This window comes from Ornithinimicrobium jinqii (assembly GCF_045032595.1).
GTDB lineage: Bacteria > Actinomycetota > Actinomycetes > Actinomycetales > Dermatophilaceae > Ornithinicoccus.
Genome location: NZ_JBJFZS010000042.1, coordinates 1 through 13,566 on the forward strand (window position 1 = coordinate 1; position 13,566 = coordinate 13,566).

Annotated in this window: 17 protein-coding genes and 1 pseudogene; 9 read left to right on the top strand and 9 right to left on the bottom strand. The window is 68.1% G+C overall.

The window, feature by feature from the left end:
- Positions 1-180 precede the first annotated feature (180 nt).
- Positions 181-552: a VOC family protein gene (locus ACI3ET_RS15750; RefSeq protein WP_405034023.1), complete on the bottom strand. Its 372-nt coding sequence runs from the start codon at positions 550-552 to the stop codon at positions 181-183.
- Positions 553-705: 153 nt separating this feature from the next.
- On the opposite strand from ACI3ET_RS15750, the gene ACI3ET_RS15755 reads away from it, so the two are divergent.
- Positions 706-1,563: an alpha/beta fold hydrolase gene (locus ACI3ET_RS15755; protein WP_405034024.1), complete on the top strand. Its 858-nt coding sequence runs from the start codon at positions 706-708 to the stop codon at positions 1,561-1,563.
- Positions 1,564-1,602: 39 nt separating this feature from the next.
- Here ACI3ET_RS15755 and ACI3ET_RS15760 read toward each other — a convergent pair whose 3' ends face one another.
- Positions 1,603-2,079 carry a nitroreductase/quinone reductase family protein gene (locus ACI3ET_RS15760; protein WP_405034025.1) on the bottom strand — a complete coding sequence of 159 codons (477 nt, stop codon included), beginning with the start codon at positions 2,077-2,079 and terminating at the stop codon, positions 1,603-1,605.
- A gap of 491 nt (positions 2,080-2,570) precedes the next feature.
- Here ACI3ET_RS15760 and ACI3ET_RS15765 point away from each other — a divergent pair.
- The 3 genes and pseudogenes from ACI3ET_RS15765 to ACI3ET_RS15775 form a co-directional block, all read left to right on the top strand.
- Positions 2,571-2,813: pseudogene (locus ACI3ET_RS15765) on the top strand (IS110 family transposase); the annotation flags it as partial.
- An 89-nt stretch (positions 2,814-2,902) separates the two neighbouring features.
- On the top strand, positions 2,903-3,679 hold the full coding sequence (locus ACI3ET_RS15770; RefSeq protein ID WP_405034026.1) for a transposase: 777 nt from the start codon (positions 2,903-2,905) through the stop codon (positions 3,677-3,679).
- Between the two features lie 53 nt (positions 3,680-3,732).
- Positions 3,733-4,197 carry a P-loop nucleotide/nucleoside kinase family protein gene (locus ACI3ET_RS15775; RefSeq protein WP_405034027.1) on the top strand — a complete coding sequence of 155 codons (465 nt, stop codon included), beginning with the start codon at positions 3,733-3,735 and terminating at the stop codon, positions 4,195-4,197.
- 32 nt (positions 4,198-4,229) lie between these two features.
- Here the strand turns inward: ACI3ET_RS15775 and ACI3ET_RS15780 are convergent, their stop codons facing one another.
- From ACI3ET_RS15780 to ACI3ET_RS15800, 5 genes are all read right to left on the bottom strand, one after another.
- Positions 4,230-4,574, bottom strand: a complete 345-nt coding sequence (locus ACI3ET_RS15780) for a type II toxin-antitoxin system HicB family antitoxin (RefSeq protein ID WP_405034028.1) — start codon at positions 4,572-4,574, stop codon at positions 4,230-4,232.
- Entirely contained in the window at positions 4,571-4,819 is a 249-nt protein-coding gene (locus ACI3ET_RS15785) for a toxin HicA (protein WP_405034029.1), read from the bottom strand. Before ACI3ET_RS15785 ends, ACI3ET_RS15780 begins: the two co-directional genes overlap by 4 nt.
- A 142-nt stretch (positions 4,820-4,961) precedes the next feature.
- Positions 4,962-5,891 (bottom strand): tyrosine-type recombinase/integrase, encoded by a 930-nt coding sequence (locus tag ACI3ET_RS15790; RefSeq protein WP_405034030.1) that lies wholly within the window; start codon positions 5,889-5,891, stop codon positions 4,962-4,964.
- Between the two features lie 260 nt (positions 5,892-6,151).
- Complete coding sequence (locus tag ACI3ET_RS15795) at positions 6,152-6,799, bottom strand: response regulator (RefSeq protein WP_405034031.1); 648 nt, start codon at positions 6,797-6,799, stop codon at positions 6,152-6,154.
- Positions 6,796-7,824 carry a sensor histidine kinase gene (locus tag ACI3ET_RS15800; protein WP_405034032.1) on the bottom strand — a complete coding sequence of 343 codons (1,029 nt, stop codon included), beginning with the start codon at positions 7,822-7,824 and terminating at the stop codon, positions 6,796-6,798. The genes ACI3ET_RS15795 and ACI3ET_RS15800 overlap by 4 nt, the downstream gene beginning before the upstream one ends.
- 325 nt (positions 7,825-8,149) lie before the next feature.
- On the opposite strand from ACI3ET_RS15800, the gene ACI3ET_RS15805 reads away from it, so the two are divergent.
- From ACI3ET_RS15805 to ACI3ET_RS15820, 4 genes are all read left to right on the top strand, one after another.
- The gene (locus ACI3ET_RS15805) at positions 8,150-8,602 is read left to right on the top strand and encodes a DUF6326 family protein (protein WP_405034033.1); all 453 of its coding nucleotides are present in this window, start codon (positions 8,150-8,152) and stop codon (positions 8,600-8,602) included.
- Positions 8,603-8,721: 119 nt separating this feature from the next.
- Entirely contained in the window at positions 8,722-9,666 is a 945-nt protein-coding gene (locus ACI3ET_RS15810) for an ABC transporter ATP-binding protein (protein WP_405034034.1), read from the top strand.
- Positions 9,663-10,520, top strand: a complete 858-nt coding sequence (locus ACI3ET_RS15815) for an ABC transporter permease subunit (RefSeq protein WP_405034035.1) — start codon at positions 9,663-9,665, stop codon at positions 10,518-10,520. Before ACI3ET_RS15810 ends, ACI3ET_RS15815 begins: the two co-directional genes overlap by 4 nt.
- Before the next feature lie 54 nt (positions 10,521-10,574).
- Positions 10,575-11,546 carry an NAD(P)-dependent alcohol dehydrogenase gene (locus tag ACI3ET_RS15820; RefSeq protein ID WP_405034036.1) on the top strand — a complete coding sequence of 324 codons (972 nt, stop codon included), beginning with the start codon at positions 10,575-10,577 and terminating at the stop codon, positions 11,544-11,546.
- Between the two features lie 206 nt (positions 11,547-11,752).
- On the opposite strand, the gene ACI3ET_RS15825 is transcribed toward ACI3ET_RS15820, so the two are convergent.
- Together ACI3ET_RS15825 and ACI3ET_RS15830 are read right to left on the bottom strand one after the other, a co-directional pair.
- Positions 11,753-11,959, bottom strand: a complete 207-nt coding sequence (locus tag ACI3ET_RS15825) for a tyrosine-type recombinase/integrase (RefSeq protein WP_405034037.1) — start codon at positions 11,957-11,959, stop codon at positions 11,753-11,755.
- 71 nt (positions 11,960-12,030) lie between these two features.
- On the bottom strand, positions 12,031-12,876 hold the full coding sequence (locus tag ACI3ET_RS15830; protein ID WP_405034038.1) for a site-specific integrase: 846 nt from the start codon (positions 12,874-12,876) through the stop codon (positions 12,031-12,033).
- Positions 12,877-13,159: 283 nt separating this feature from the next.
- Between ACI3ET_RS15830 and ACI3ET_RS15835 the strand changes: the two genes are divergently transcribed.
- Complete coding sequence (locus tag ACI3ET_RS15835) at positions 13,160-13,486, top strand: hypothetical protein (RefSeq protein ID WP_405034039.1); 327 nt, start codon at positions 13,160-13,162, stop codon at positions 13,484-13,486.
- The last annotated feature ends 80 nt before the right edge of the window (positions 13,487-13,566 follow it).

Here is a 13,566-nt window from a genome sequence, read left to right on the forward strand (position 1 = left end):
GCAGGCACGATGGACCATGCGGTGGAAGCCCGCGCTCAACGCTTTCGCCGTCACCTTCGCCGACCGCATGCCGGCCGCGGAGAACCTCTGAGATGAACACCAGAACCACCGTTCATCGGACAGACCCGATCCGGACGAGCGAGCGGAGCTGTCCTCGGTGAGGGGCATCCGTGAGGATCATCAGCCGACTTCGTCGATCAGGGTGAGACAGAATGGGTGGCCTGCGGGATCGGCGAAGACGAGGCAATGGCTGGCGTTGGGCTGCGTGACGAAGCGGGTGGCTCCTGCCCTCTCCGCACGCGTGCTCGCCACTTCCAGGTCGTCGACATGGAAGTCGATGTGGATGAGCGAAGTGTCCTCCGGCCAGCGGGGAGGTTCGTAGTTGGGGACTCCCATGAACTCGATTCGCCCGCCAGGGCATCGCAGGCTGGCCCACTCGTTCTGGTGCGTGAATGTGACCTCGCCGTCCGTGATGTCCGCATAAAACGCCGCCAGTTCCTCAGGGTTGGGGCATGCGATGGTCACTGAGCTGAAGCGGATTGACGCGGCCACGCGTTGAGCCTAAGGCCGTCCCCACATGGAGCGCTGGCGGGTGGTGAGGCACCCGCGCGCGGTGCGGCAGTACCGGATGTGCGGCGCCTTCCGTCGGTGGCCGCTGCGTACATCTCACCCCAGACGTGGGGCTGCTGCTGCTAGCGTCATTTCATGACCCGCCAACGTCGAGGGGGCCTATCCGATTCGCGAGCTCCCGGCCGAATCACTGTGGAGTCGGCTGACGGTTGCCAGGTCTTGGCCTTCGACGAGGGCAGCGGTCCGGTCACAGTGATCGTCTCCGGCGGCGGCCTGGACGATGGGCGCGGGTATGCCGGGCTGGCGGCGCAGCTGCGGAGCACGTGCCGGGTGCTGCGACTCACCCGGCGCCGGTACCGAACCGACGTCGAGCGCTCACGCGCGGTCGAGGTCAAGGACGAGGCGTTGGACGTCGTGGCTCTGGCCCGGGAGGCCGGTCGTCCCTGCTACCTGTTCGGACACTCCGCCGGCGGTGTGGTGGCGTTGGAGGCGGTGCTGGCCGCTCCGGAGTGCTTCGATGCTCTCGCGGTCTACGAGCCGGCCCTCGACCTGACAGAGCTGCCGTTGGGACCGCCGAGCTCGACCCTCGCGGCGCGTCGCGCGATCGATGCCGGTCATCCCGGGCAGGCTCTGGAGATCTTCTTGCGCGACATCGCCGGGGCACCCGCTCCGGCAGCGAAGTTGGCACGGCTCCTAGCCCTGTCGCCGCGGTTCCGCAGGACCCTGATCCCGGGCCAGATCGGCGATGCAGAAGCGCTGGAGCAACTGGGTGACCGTCTGGACCAGTACCGCGGGATTGCGCAGCACGTGCTCTTGGTGGGAGGGGCGAAGTCGCCCGCCCACTTCGGACGGCGCCTCGAGGCGCTCGACCGCGTGCTGCCCTGCAGCGACCTTCGCGTCCTGGGTGGTGCCGGGCACACCGGCCCGGTCAGAAGAGCGAGCAACCTTGCCCAGCTGCTCACAGCCGACATCGCCACGCATGTGGCGTTCTAGAGCCAGCCACTCTCGCGCCGGCCTGCTCGTGCCGGCCGGTCAGCGACCGACTGGGCCTGCGGTGTCCAGCAGGGTCAGGCGCACTACCCTGCGGTCGACCAGCGCGGCCTGTAGCTCGGACGTGGTCGGCGCTCGATCGACGTTGAGCTTCAGACCGAGCCGGTTCGCCCGCTTCCACCCCAGCTGGGACAGGAGATCACCGAAGATCTGGGCAACCTCGTAGGGGTCGTCGACCAGTTCTCCGTGAGCGGGACGTCGGCGCCCGTCGAGGGTGACCTCCAGTGCGGCGCCCCCCGCCAGGTTGCGCCGCCAGGCGCCGCCGGCCGAGGCCACCAGCTGCCCCTCGTGCACGTGCCGTCCCACCGGGACCACGTAGACCCGCCCTGACTTGCGACCCGTGACGTGCAGAAGCATCAGGCCCCGGCCGAGCGCCCCACGCAGGGGAGAGCGCAGGACGGTCCTCAGGACCGGGTTGACGACCCTGAGCAGAGCGGCAGGCGGGGTTTGGTCCTCCACCGCGGGACGCTCAGTCGCACTCACAAGTTGAGTGTCTACCCACCGGCCCCAGATGAACAGGTACATCACGAAGCAAGAGCGGAGCGCGCGTTCGCTGGCACGATGATCTGTGCGCGGGTTGTGCTCAACTGCGCGAGGTTGCCGAGCGTCCACATCGTCGTACTGCCGCGCGGCGCGCGGTGCGCGGCTACGTGTTTCATTGACGGCAGGATCGGGCCCGGCCAGGCTCGGTTCTAGGTGACGGGGGCGGTCGTTCTCTTTGCGGCTGCCCACGCTCTTGGCGTGAGGCTCACATTTGGCGTGCGTCGTCCCGGTCACCGTCAGGGCTGCGAGAGGCTCAAGAGGGGTGTGCCCAGCCGTACGTAGCGGTGCCCTCCCAGCTCGACACCACCTGTTGGCACGAGCAAGGGAGCACAGCAATGGACGAGCAGGAGTCCCCGCGGGTCGTGATCGGGATGGACCCGCACAAGCGCAGCGTGACGATCGAGGTCATGACCGCCGGCGAGAGCATCGTCGGCGGCGGGCGGTTTCCCACGGACGCCGAGGGGTACGGCCGGCTGCTGGCCTACGCCCGGGCGTGGCCGCGCCGGGTCTGGGCGGTCGAGGGGTGCGCCGGCATCGGCAAGCACGTCGCCGACCGCCTCGTCGCCGACGGCGAGGAGGTCGTGGACGTGCCGGCGAAGATGTCGGCGCGGGTGCGGATCTTCGCCACCGGACAGGGACGTAAGACCGACGCCACCGACGCCCACTCGATCGCCCTGGTCGGGGTGCGCATGTCCGGCCTGCGTCCGGTCGTGGGGATGAGCAGCTGGAGGTGCTGCGGATGTGCGTGGACCGGCGCCGCTCCCTGGGTGAGGAGCACACCCGCAAGGTCTGCCAGCTGCACAAGCTGCTGCTCGAGCTCGTCCCCGGCGGGGCCAAGACGTTCCTGTCCGCGGCCCAGGCCAAGGAGCTGCTCAAGAAAGTCCGCCCCACCACACCGGCGGGCAAGGTCCGCAAGGCCCACGCCGCCGAGCTGGCCGCGGACCTGGCCAAGATCTACGCCCGCACCAAGGCCGCGGACCAGGACCTCAAGGCGCTGGTGGAGGCGTCCGGGTCCTCGCTGATGGACCTGCACGGCATCGGACCCTCCGGCGCCGCGCGGCTGCTGGTCGAGGTCGGGGACATCACCCGCTTCCCCGACCGGAACCACTTCGCGTCCTGGACCGGCACCGCCCCGATCGACGCCTCCTCCGGCGAGCACGTCCGCCACCGGCTCTCCCGCGGCGGGAACCGGCAGATCAACCGGGTGCTGCACATCATGGCCATCGTCCAGCTCCGCACCAGAACCACCGAGGGCCGGGTCTACTACGACCGGAAGAAAGCCGCCGGGAAGACGTCGATGGAAGCGCTGCGCTGCCTCAAACGGCGCCTGTCCGACCTGGTGTACAAGGCGATGCTCGACGACCTCGCCGGACACACGACGGGCCCGGGAGGGCAAAGGGGTGACGACTCTGACTCCAGCGCGACCGGCTCACAACCCGCTGCCGGCTCTTCGGACAAGCCTCTTCCCGGACCCGCCACCACCAAGCCTACGACCACCCTCCCAGCCGCCTCTTGACACAGAGGGGTGCCAGATGCGCGTGTCCGGCGCGGGCCTGCACAATCGGACTCATGAGCCGAGTTGTCCTCATGTGCGGTCCAGCCGGATCGGGCAAGTCCACCATCGCCCGCCGACTGGAGGCCCAAGGGATGCACCGGCTCTCCTTCGACCAGACCGCCTGGGAGCAAGGCCACAGATCCATGCCCCTGCCAGAGCACGTGCGAGCAGCCGTAGACCGCCAACTTCGAGCACGACTCCTCCACCTAGTACAAAGCGGCGAAGACGTCGTCCTCGATTTCTCGTTCTGGTCACGCGCCATGCGGGACGACTGGCGCGAGCTGCTCGCTCCACATGGTGTCGAACCAGAGATCTTCTACCTAACTACGCCCCGAGAGGTCGTCTTGAGGCGTGTCCGCGACCGGCTAGCCTCGCACGGCGACGACTTCCAGCTCGATGAGGCAACCGCTGAGCGGTACTTCGACCACTTCGAACCCCCAACGGACGACGAAGGGCGCGTCACCTTCGTGGACGCGTGACCGAGCCGTATGCGGCATTTCCGGATGTCTGTTCAGGATGCGTCGCCGAGCTTGCGGATGACGTACTGGTTAAGGCTGAGGTGCTCTTCTGCTGCTTTCATCGCGAGCTGACGGTGGAGCCGTTCACCGACGCGGAGATTGAACTTGCCCGAATAGGCGCGAGAGGCCAGTGGTTCTGGGATCGGCTCACCGTTGCGGTGCATGTCGTCAATAACGGTGTCGACCAGATCGCGAAGGCCGTGCAGTGCCTCGTCCTGAGTGGGTGCTAGCCAGGACAGGGAGGGAAGCTCGAGGCAGGTGGCGACGAACTCCTGGTCCTCGGGAGACCAACTGACGCGGTAGGTGTAGTGCGTCACTTCGGGGATCGTCGTGCTCACTGGTCTGCCTCCTTCTTGTCGATCGCTGCCAGGACCTGTCGGACCTGGTAGGGCTTGGCCTTGCCGTGGTCGTTCTGGATATTCACTCGCGGGTCGCCGGGCCAAGGGGTCTTGTACACGGCGTGAGAGCCGCCGCTGGTCCTGGGCGGGCCGAAGTAGTGCTCGCACACCCTGGCCAGGTCCTCGTACCGAATGTTGCTCGGGTTGGCTCTCATCTGAGCCAGGATCTTCGCGACGGACGGCACGCCCACAACGGTACTACCAGCAGTACCACGAGGCAACGGGCCGACGCGGCCAGCCGCTGGGTCGCCAGGCGGACCGCACGCCGTCGGTGCGTCTGCGGTGCATCACCCCGCGATTTCGATGCGTCAGGTCCCTCGCCCTCCTTCAGGTGCCGGAGGCCATGTAGGCGGCGAGGATGTAGTTGGGGTGGCGGTCGAGGTTCTTGCGGGCTCGGGCGTAACGCATCGTCGTGCGGGGATCGGCATGACGGGCGGCGATCTGGACGTCGCGCAGGTCGACGCCGGCATCGAGCATGGTGGTGACGAAGGCATGCCGCAGCATGTGGGGGTGCATCCGCGGCAGGTTGATGCCGGCGTCTTCGGCGAGGTGGTGCAGGCGTCGGGTGGCGGCGTGACGGTCCATCCGACCGCCCTGTCGGTTGCGCAGGATCGGCCCATCTTCACGCTGGTCCACGGCGCGTTCGATAGCGCGCTGGACCGCCGGCGGCAAAGGGGTCAGGATGACCTTGCCACCCTTGCCGCGCACTTTCAGCACTCGGTGGCCGTGCTCCTCACGCAGATCGTCGATGCTGGCGCCGCAGGCCTCGAAGATCCGCAGGCCGAGCAGCCCGACCATCGCGACGAGGGCGAAGTCGTTGATGTTGGCGCTGTTCCGCGCGGCCTGGAGCATCGCCTCGAACTGCAGGTGAGACAGACCCAGGGTGGGTGACTCAGGTGGTACGTGCGGTCGCCGGACATGGTCGGCCGGCGAGGCAGCCAGGACACCGTCGATGACGGCCGTACGGTAGAACCCCATGACGACGGACAACCGCCGCGAGATCGTGGCCGGCTTGTACGAGCGGGTCTCCTGCATCCAACGGACGTAGAGCTCGATGTGCAAGGGGTGGGCGGTCAACGGGTCCAGTCCGCGTTCGCCGCACCAGTTCAGGAAGGCGCGCAGGTCGGACTCCGTGTGGCTACGCGTCTGCCCAGTGTAGCGGGCAAGGTGCGCAGCGATCGCCTGGCGTAATGCAGCTCCGGCCGAGCTGTCAGTCGACACGGGAACGAGGGCGGAGGTGATCTGGGAGTTGTTCATGGACCATCGTGACCCGCAGGGATCGCGGCAGTTCAGGTAGATCCCAATGTTGTCTGCCAGCGGTTGAGGGCAGTTCGCGCAGGTTGGCAGTGCCGCTCTCGCCGCCGGGTGACCCAAAGTCTTCTACGCTAGCCCTCAGACCCGCGCGTTTTGTGGCCCGTCACCCGGCGAAATTAACGATGTGTCCCTCCGAGGGGTACGCGCCGCCTGGTGACGCTGTGAGGGGTTGCACCAGACGTTCGGCGGGAGCTCTTGCGGCTTCAGGTGCGCCCGGTCTCGTAGGCCCACATGGCGACCTCGACGCGGTTTCTGGCGCCGAGCTTTCGCATAAGGCTGGCGAGGTGGGCTTTGACGGTGCTGGGGGTGATATAGAGCTCCCTGGCGATCTCATTGTTGGTGCGGCCTCGGGCTACAGGCACGAGAACTTCCTCCTCGCGGGCGGTGAGGGGTTCTATCGGCTGCCTCGGTGGTGAGGTCTGTGCGTGGGCGAACGCTGCGAGCAGTCGGACGGTCACGCTGGGCGCGATAAGTGCGTCTCCGTCGGCGGCGGAGTGGATGGCCTGGTTCAGCAGGGCGGGTCCGGCGTCCTTGAGCAGGAACCCGCGGGCGCCGGCCTTGAGCGCCCCGTGGACATACTCGTCGAGGTCGAAGGTGGTGATGACCACGATCGGCAGGGGGTCGGCGACGTCGGGGCCGGCGAGACGTCGGGTGGCTTCGATGCCGTCCATCAGCGGCATCCGGATGTCGAACAGGCCGACGTCGGGGCGCAGCTGGAGCGCCAGGCGGACCGCCTCGCACCCGTCTGCGGCCGCGCCGACCACGTCGATGTCGGGTTGGGCGTCGAGAAGCATCGTCAGCCCGGTCCGCACGATGGGCTGGTCGTCGGCGATGAGGACCCTGATGCTCATCGTGACGTCCCGGTTCGGGGCAGGACCGCTTCTACCCGCCAGCCCCGCCCGGCGATGGGGCCTGCGTGGAAGGTGCCGCCGAGCAGTGAGGCGCGTTCCCGCATGCCCACCAGGCCGTAGCCCGCTGGTGCGCGGCCGCCAGCGCCGGAGGTGCCGTCGTCGTCGATGGTCAGCCGTACCCGGTCGGCATCGCCTGTGACGGCGACGGTGACCTGGGTCGCTTGCCGGGCGTGCCGTCGAGCGTTGGTGATGGACTCCTGGGCCAGGCGGTAGATCGCCGCCCCGACCGCCGGGCTGAGGTCGTCGAACTCGCCGGAGAGCCTCACCTTGACGCAGGGACGCATCTGGCCATCGGTGGCGAGCCGCTCGACCTCGGCCACGCCGGGCTGCGGCGCGAACTCGCTGTCCTGCGAGGCGCGGAGCACGCCGACGATGGCGCGCAGCTCGGTGAGGGTGCGGGTCGCTGCGTCCTGGATGATGGCCAGGGCCTCGACGGCACGCTCAGGGTGGGAGGCCGCGATGGCACGTCCTGCCTGGGCCTGGATGGCGATGCCCGAGACGTGGTGGGCGACGGTGTCGTGGAGCTCACGAGCGAGCTGTTCGCGTTCGCGGGCCTTGGCCTGGTCGATGTCGCGGACGCGGATCTTCGCGCGATAGCGGATCGCGGCGCCGAGCGCGGCGGCGAACAGGAAGTACCCGTACGTGCCGACCGTGTCCGCCAGGCTGACGGGGTCGGCGACGTTGGTGATGGGCAGCCAGAGCAGGATGACGCCGAGGCCGCTGGCGGCCTCGCGACCGGAGCCCCACCGGAACAGGGCGTAGGCCAGGATCAGCGCCGCCGACATGCTGTTCAGCAGAAGGCCTTCCGACCCGGTCAGGACTCTGACGATGTCGACCACCGCCCACGTGCCGAAGGAGGCCGCAACCGCGACGAGCGGGTGCGTGCGTCGCCACAGCAGCGGGCCGAGGACCGCGAGCGTCGCGAGCAGCAGCAGCGGGAGTGGCGCCAGGTCCTGGCGAAGCACCACTTCCACCACGGACCAGCCAACCAGTGCCGCGACCAGTGCCCAGTCCCGCGGCCCCCGGTCCGGGGCATCCGTGGGTCGAGGTTCCGCCAACAGCGAGCGGAGCGCGTTCGTGGCCACCTGACCAGCCTAGGCAGCCCGCGTGCTCGGCGTATCAGCCGAAAGTACAAGAGCTCGGCTGGGCCAACGGCCAGGTCGGATCAGGCTCCGCGGCTGATGTGCCCGCCGCCGGTATCCGTGAAGGTGGGAGGCACCCACCCGATAAAGCCAAAGGAGCACTGTGATGAGAACACCTCGATCCCACACCGCACTGGAGGATCTGCGCATGCCCGTGCAGGCCAAGCTCGCGGCAGCCTGGACCAGCGTCATGTTCCTCTACATCTACGTCGACTACCTCGCCCTGTACAAGCCCGGCGTCATCGACGACATCCTGGCCGGCGTGGTCCACGAGTTCGAGACCGGCCCGACGTTCCTCGCCCTTGCGCTCACGCTCATGGCCATCCCGAGCCTCATGATCCTGCTCTCCACGACACTGCCCGCCCGTGTCAACCGCACCATCAACCTCGTCGTAGCAACGCTCCTCATCCCCATCACGATCTACAACGCGGATGGCGAGTCCTGGACCTACTCCTACTTCTACGGCCTCTCCATCGGACTCGAGGTGCTGCTCCTGGCCTTCATCCTGCGCTCCGCCTGGACCTGGCCACGCACCGCGTCGCCGGCGACCCTAGCGGCCAGCCGCGAAAGCGAGCCGCTGCGCACGCCGCAGCGGGCGTGACTGCCCGCCCCGCCCCGGAGCGTCCTTCGCTCAACCCACCCGCGGGCACGGTCAACTGTCTCAGCGTCTGCTGCTGAGCTCGGTCCGATCCCATCCCATCCCCCCGAGAGGTCCCGGTCATGATCGAGGCGCATGAGCTCACCAAGCGCTACGGCGACAAGACCGCCGTTGACAGCATCAGCTTCACGATCGTGCCCGGCTCGGTCACCGGGTTCCTAGGCCCGAACGGCGCCGGCAAGTCCACGACCATGCGCATGATCATGGGACTGGACCGGCCGACGTCGGGCACCGTCACCGTCAACGGCAAGCCCTACCGGCAGCACCGTGCCCCGCTACGCGAGGTCGGCGCCCTGCTGGAAGCAAGCGCCGTGCATCCCGGCCGCAGCGCCCGCTCGCACCTGCGCTCCCTGGCCACCACCCACAACATCAACGCCTCCCGGGTCAGCGAGGTCATCAAGATGACCGGCCTGGCCGCGGTAGCGAGCAAGCGCGCCGGCGGGTTCTCCCTCGGCATGGGCCAGCGCCTGGGCATCGCCGCCGCCCTGCTGGGCGACCCCCGGACGCTTCTCCTCGACGAGCCTGTCAACGGGCTTGACCCCGAAGGCGTTCAGTGGGTCCGCCAGCTCGTGCGCGCCCTGGCCGCCGAAGGACGGACCGTCTTCCTCTCCTCGCACCTGATGAGCGAGATGGCGCAGACCGCCGACAAGCTCCTCGTGATCGGCCGCGGTCGCATCATCGCCGCCGGCCCGGTCCAACAGGTCATCGACTCCGTCGCCGGAAGCGCTGTGCGGGTGCGCTCCCCACGCGCCGGTGAGCTCGCCACCGCCCTGGCCGCCGACGGTGTGACCGTCACCTCTCCGGAGGTGGGGACGCTGCAGGTCAGTGGCACCACGGCAGAGCAGGTCGGTGAGGTCGCGTTCAGGCACGGCCTGCTGCTGCACGAGCTGTCACCGCGCACCGCCAGCCTCGAGGAGGCGTACATGAGCCTCACCCAGGGTGCGGTCGAGTACCGGTCCCACACCACTCCCACCACCTCTAGGACCGAGAAGGACCTGAACCGATGAGCACCCTGACCGCCGACCCCCCGACGACCACCCGCGCCGCCACCCCGCCCATCGCCGCGCAGGTGCAGCCCACCTTCGCGGGCATCATGCGCGGGGAGTGGATCAAGCTGCTGTCCCTGCGCTCGACGTGGTGGGCGCTGGCCTCCACCACCACACTCATGACGGTCGCATCCGTGGCCTACGCCATGTCGCTGAACGCGATGGCGGAGGACCCCGCGACGGCCCGGGGCATCGAGCAGATGCACGGCGTCGAGATCGTCGCGAGCGGCTTCCCCTTCGGAATGCTGACCATCGCCGTCCTGGGCGCCCTGTCCATCACCGGGGAGTACGCCACCGGCATGATTCGCTCCACGATCGCCGCAGTCCCGACCCGTACCCCCGTCCTTGCCGCCAAGGCCCTCACCCTCGGTGTCCTGGCCGCCGCTGTGGCACTCGTCAGCCTGACCCTGTCGTACATGGTCACCATGGCCCAGCTTTCCCCGTACGACCTCGTCCCGGCGCTAGACGACCCCGGTACCTGGCGCGTGCTCGGCGGCTCGGTCTACTGCCTCATCTCCGCCGCCCTGTTCTCACTCGGCGTCGGCACGCTCCTGCGCTCCACCGCCGCCACCATCACCGTTGCCCTGACCGTCCTGCTGCTGCTGCCCGGCATCCTCAGCTTCATCACCCTGGACTGGGTGCAGACCATCGTCAGCTACCTACCGCTGCCGGCATCCTCAACATTGCTCTCCACCGGAGCAGCCGATCCCCAAGGCGCCTACCTCTCCACCCAGGAGAGCCTGGTCGTGATGGCCGCCTACGCTCTCGTCCCCACCGTGGCCGCCGCCGTCACGCTGCATCGACGCGACGCATGACACTTCTCCATCCCACAACGCCAAACAAGTGAAACAACCGGAAGAGAGAGTCAGATGGAGGCCGTCGTGACGAATCAGTACGGGTCCCCGGACGTGCTACGCATCGAGGAGATCGATCCGCCCCAGGTGGGCCCCGACGAGATCCTCGTCCGGGTGGTGGCGTCATCAGTCAATGCCTACGACTGGCACATGCTTCGCGGCAAGCCGTACATCGCCAGGCTGACCGACGGATTCAGACGACCGAAGAACCCCAGGGTCGGGCTCGACGTGGCGGGCGTCGTTGAGGCCGTCGGCGCGAACATAGACGACCTGCGACCAGGCGACCGCGTGTTCGGGTCGCGCTCGGGTGCCTTCGCCGAACTCGTCAGCGGCAAGAACTCCGCCCCCATGCCGGCGGGGGTCTCGTTTGCCGAGGCGGCCGCGTTGTGCACTGCCGGCACCACGGCACTGCTGGCTGTCCGCGACCAGGGCGGAGTCACCCAGGGACAGCGAGTGCTGATCCTTGGGGCGGGCGGGGGCGTCGGCACGCTCGCGGTCCAGATCGCCAAGGCGGCTGGAGCCACTGTCACGGCCGTTACTCGGACGGCCAACGTGGAGCTGGTCCGGTCGCTTGGAGCCGACTACGCGATCGACTACACGAAGGTTGACGTGACGGCGACACGCGAGCGGTACGACGTGATCGTCGACGTCGCAGGAACGACCGGGCTGACACGCCTCGGTCGACTGCTCGTCGAGGACGGCCGACTTGTCATGGTGGCTCCGGACCCGGGACAGTGGATCGGGCCGGTCGTCCGGATCGTTCAAGCCAAACTGCTCTCCTGGCGAGGAACCCGCACGTTCCGTCCGTTCCTCTCCCAAACGAGCCGCGAGGCCCTCGTCGACCTGAAGAACCTGGTTGAGAAGGGCGATCTCCGGTCGGTGATCGAGTGCACTTATCCCCTTGATGACGTTGCCGATGCCATTCGCCACGTGGAGGGGGGTGGGGTCGCGGGGAAGATCGCCGTCACCGTCACCGCCGACGGGTGAGTGTGACCACCACTGGCGTCTGGGTGGAGGTTCTTGCCGTCCCCGTGAGGGAAAGTTAAGCGCAGTCGGGGCGTCCGGCCCGTCCAAATTCACATCCGGACCGCCCCGGGTGAGACAGGAGGTACTTGTTTCGGTCGCTCCGAACGCCGGTTACGAAGCGTGGCAGCACGGCGTGTTCGTGGGCGGAACCGACTCGGTCGCTTGTGTCAGGTCCTGTCAGAGCCGTGGCGGTCGAGGTTGCCGCGGGCTCGGTCGTAGTGCTCGTTGGTCCTGGGGTCAGCGTGCCGGGCGAGGATCTGGGCGTCGCGAAGTGGTACGCCGGCGTCCAGGGCGTTGGTGATGGCGGCGTGGCGTAGCGAGTGTGGGCTGATGTGCCTGGGGATCTTCGCCGTCTTCGCGATGCGCTGCACCATTCCGGTAGACGTCACGTCGGTCGATTGGCTTGCCGGACAGCGGGCGCAAGATCAGTCGCCCGGTGGTGCGTTCACCGCGGCAGGCTTCCAGGACCCGCAGCACGGGAACGGTCAGCGGCATCGTGGCGGGCTTGTTGCCCTTGCCGACCAGGTGCAGCACCCGGTGGCCCCGCAGGACGTCGGTGTAGTCCTCGATGCGCACGGCTGCGGCCTCGGAGGCACGCAGTGCGTTGATCCCGAGCAGGTAGGCCAGCGCGCCGTGGTGGACGGTGATGGTCTGGGCGTCCTGGAGGAAGCGGATCAGCTCCCAGCCGGTCCAGGCCCTGGGTGCGGGGCTCGTCCCGGTGGATCTTCGGGAGCCGGGTGTACACGGCCGGGTCGGCTGTGATGGTGCCGTGGATGTGAGCGAACCGGAAGTATCCCCGAACGGCGTGCATCATCGTGTTCACCGAGGAGTCCATCAGGCCGGCCTCCCCGAGCTCGCGGATGTAGAGCTCGACGTGTGCTCGTTGTATCGCGATGAGTGGGTCCAGCCCGTTGGCCTCGCACCAGGCGAACCAGCGGCCCAGTTGCGTCCGATACAGGGCGTGGGTGGCTCCGGAGTAGCGAGCCAGGAACGAGACCGCCGCGAGCTGTGCGGGGCTCTTCGAGGACGGTTGGAACGGCAGTGCCGCCGCGGAGCTGGTCGTGGTGAACATGGTCGCCTCCCGCGGCGACCCGGATCTGGGCCCAGTCGGTGCCCGCCGCCAGCGCGACGAGGCCGTCGACGCCCACGACGCTACGCCGAACCCGGGACCCCGTCCGGTCGCGGCGCAATGACGCACCTCGGCGGCCGCCGTCCCTGATCGCGCACCTTGTCGGCTATCGGCGAGTCCAGCCGACAGGCCGCTACTCGCCGGGAGGAATGAGAGTGCCATGCTCTGCCGGCCGCACGATCTCGGGAACTCCTCCGCAGGTCGCGCTATCGCCCGTTGCCCCCGACCCGTCGAGCGCCGCGGAGGAGGAGCACCATCCCGACTAGCGCGGCCAGCGGACCGAGCACCGCCCACAGTGTCACCCCGGTCATGGGACTGCCCCCGATCCACCCCAAACCCTGCCCCGTCCAGATCAAGCCAATGAGCACCAGAGCGGCACCGAGCAGTAGTGTCAGCGACCGACTCATCCTCGCAGACTAGTGCTTCCGGACTCCCCGCCCCAGACGTGACCAAGCGCTTCGTCAATCACGGCGTCAACGCCCCCGAACCCTGGGTGCTGGGTCTCACCGACCCCGGCCTCTTCCACCCCAACCTGTCGGGGTACCGGGCGTACGCAGCTGCGGTCACATCTTCCGTCAACCCGCGCGACCTGCGCGGAGAACGCGACCAGCAGTGGTTCGACGAAGAGGCTACGCCAACCCACAAGACTCCACGTCGTCCTGAGCCACGTCTCGACACCATGAGGTGGCTGCCACGTAGTCAATCGCGGCTACTGATGGCCCAAATGTTGACGGCGCTCGAAAACTGGACGGTTTCGGCGGTCGAAGAGTGAACGGTTTCAGTCTAGGGTTTCCTGCTCAACCTTGATGCTGGGCAGGGTCTCGACGCCGCGGTCGCGGAGTCGGTAGCTGG

What these genes read in the sequence shown, in the direction of transcription:
- ACI3ET_RS15755 (WP_405034024.1), top strand. Translation starts at nt 706, where the DNA reads ATGACCCGCCAACGTCGAGGGGGCCTATCCGATTCGCGAGCTCCCGGC.
- ACI3ET_RS15770 (WP_405034026.1), top strand. Translation starts at nt 2,903, where the DNA reads ATGTGCGTGGACCGGCGCCGCTCCCTGGGTGAGGAGCACACCCGCAAG.
- ACI3ET_RS15775 (WP_405034027.1), top strand. Translation starts at nt 3,733, where the DNA reads ATGAGCCGAGTTGTCCTCATGTGCGGTCCAGCCGGATCGGGCAAGTCC.
- ACI3ET_RS15790 (WP_405034030.1), bottom strand. Translation starts at nt 5,891, where the DNA reads ATGAACAACTCCCAGATCACCTCCGCCCTCGTTCCCGTGTCGACTGAC.
- ACI3ET_RS15795 (WP_405034031.1), bottom strand. Translation starts at nt 6,799, where the DNA reads ATGAGCATCAGGGTCCTCATCGCCGACGACCAGCCCATCGTGCGGACC.
- ACI3ET_RS15805 (WP_405034033.1), top strand. Translation starts at nt 8,150, where the DNA reads ATGCCCGTGCAGGCCAAGCTCGCGGCAGCCTGGACCAGCGTCATGTTC.
- ACI3ET_RS15810 (WP_405034034.1), top strand. Translation starts at nt 8,722, where the DNA reads ATGATCGAGGCGCATGAGCTCACCAAGCGCTACGGCGACAAGACCGCC.
- ACI3ET_RS15815 (WP_405034035.1), top strand. Translation starts at nt 9,663, where the DNA reads ATGAGCACCCTGACCGCCGACCCCCCGACGACCACCCGCGCCGCCACC.
- ACI3ET_RS15820 (WP_405034036.1), top strand. Translation starts at nt 10,575, where the DNA reads ATGGAGGCCGTCGTGACGAATCAGTACGGGTCCCCGGACGTGCTACGC.
- ACI3ET_RS15825 (WP_405034037.1), bottom strand. Translation starts at nt 11,959, where the DNA reads ATGGTGCAGCGCATCGCGAAGACGGCGAAGATCCCCAGGCACATCAGC.
- ACI3ET_RS15830 (WP_405034038.1), bottom strand. Translation starts at nt 12,876, where the DNA reads ATGGCACTCTCATTCCTCCCGGCGAGTAGCGGCCTGTCGGCTGGACTC.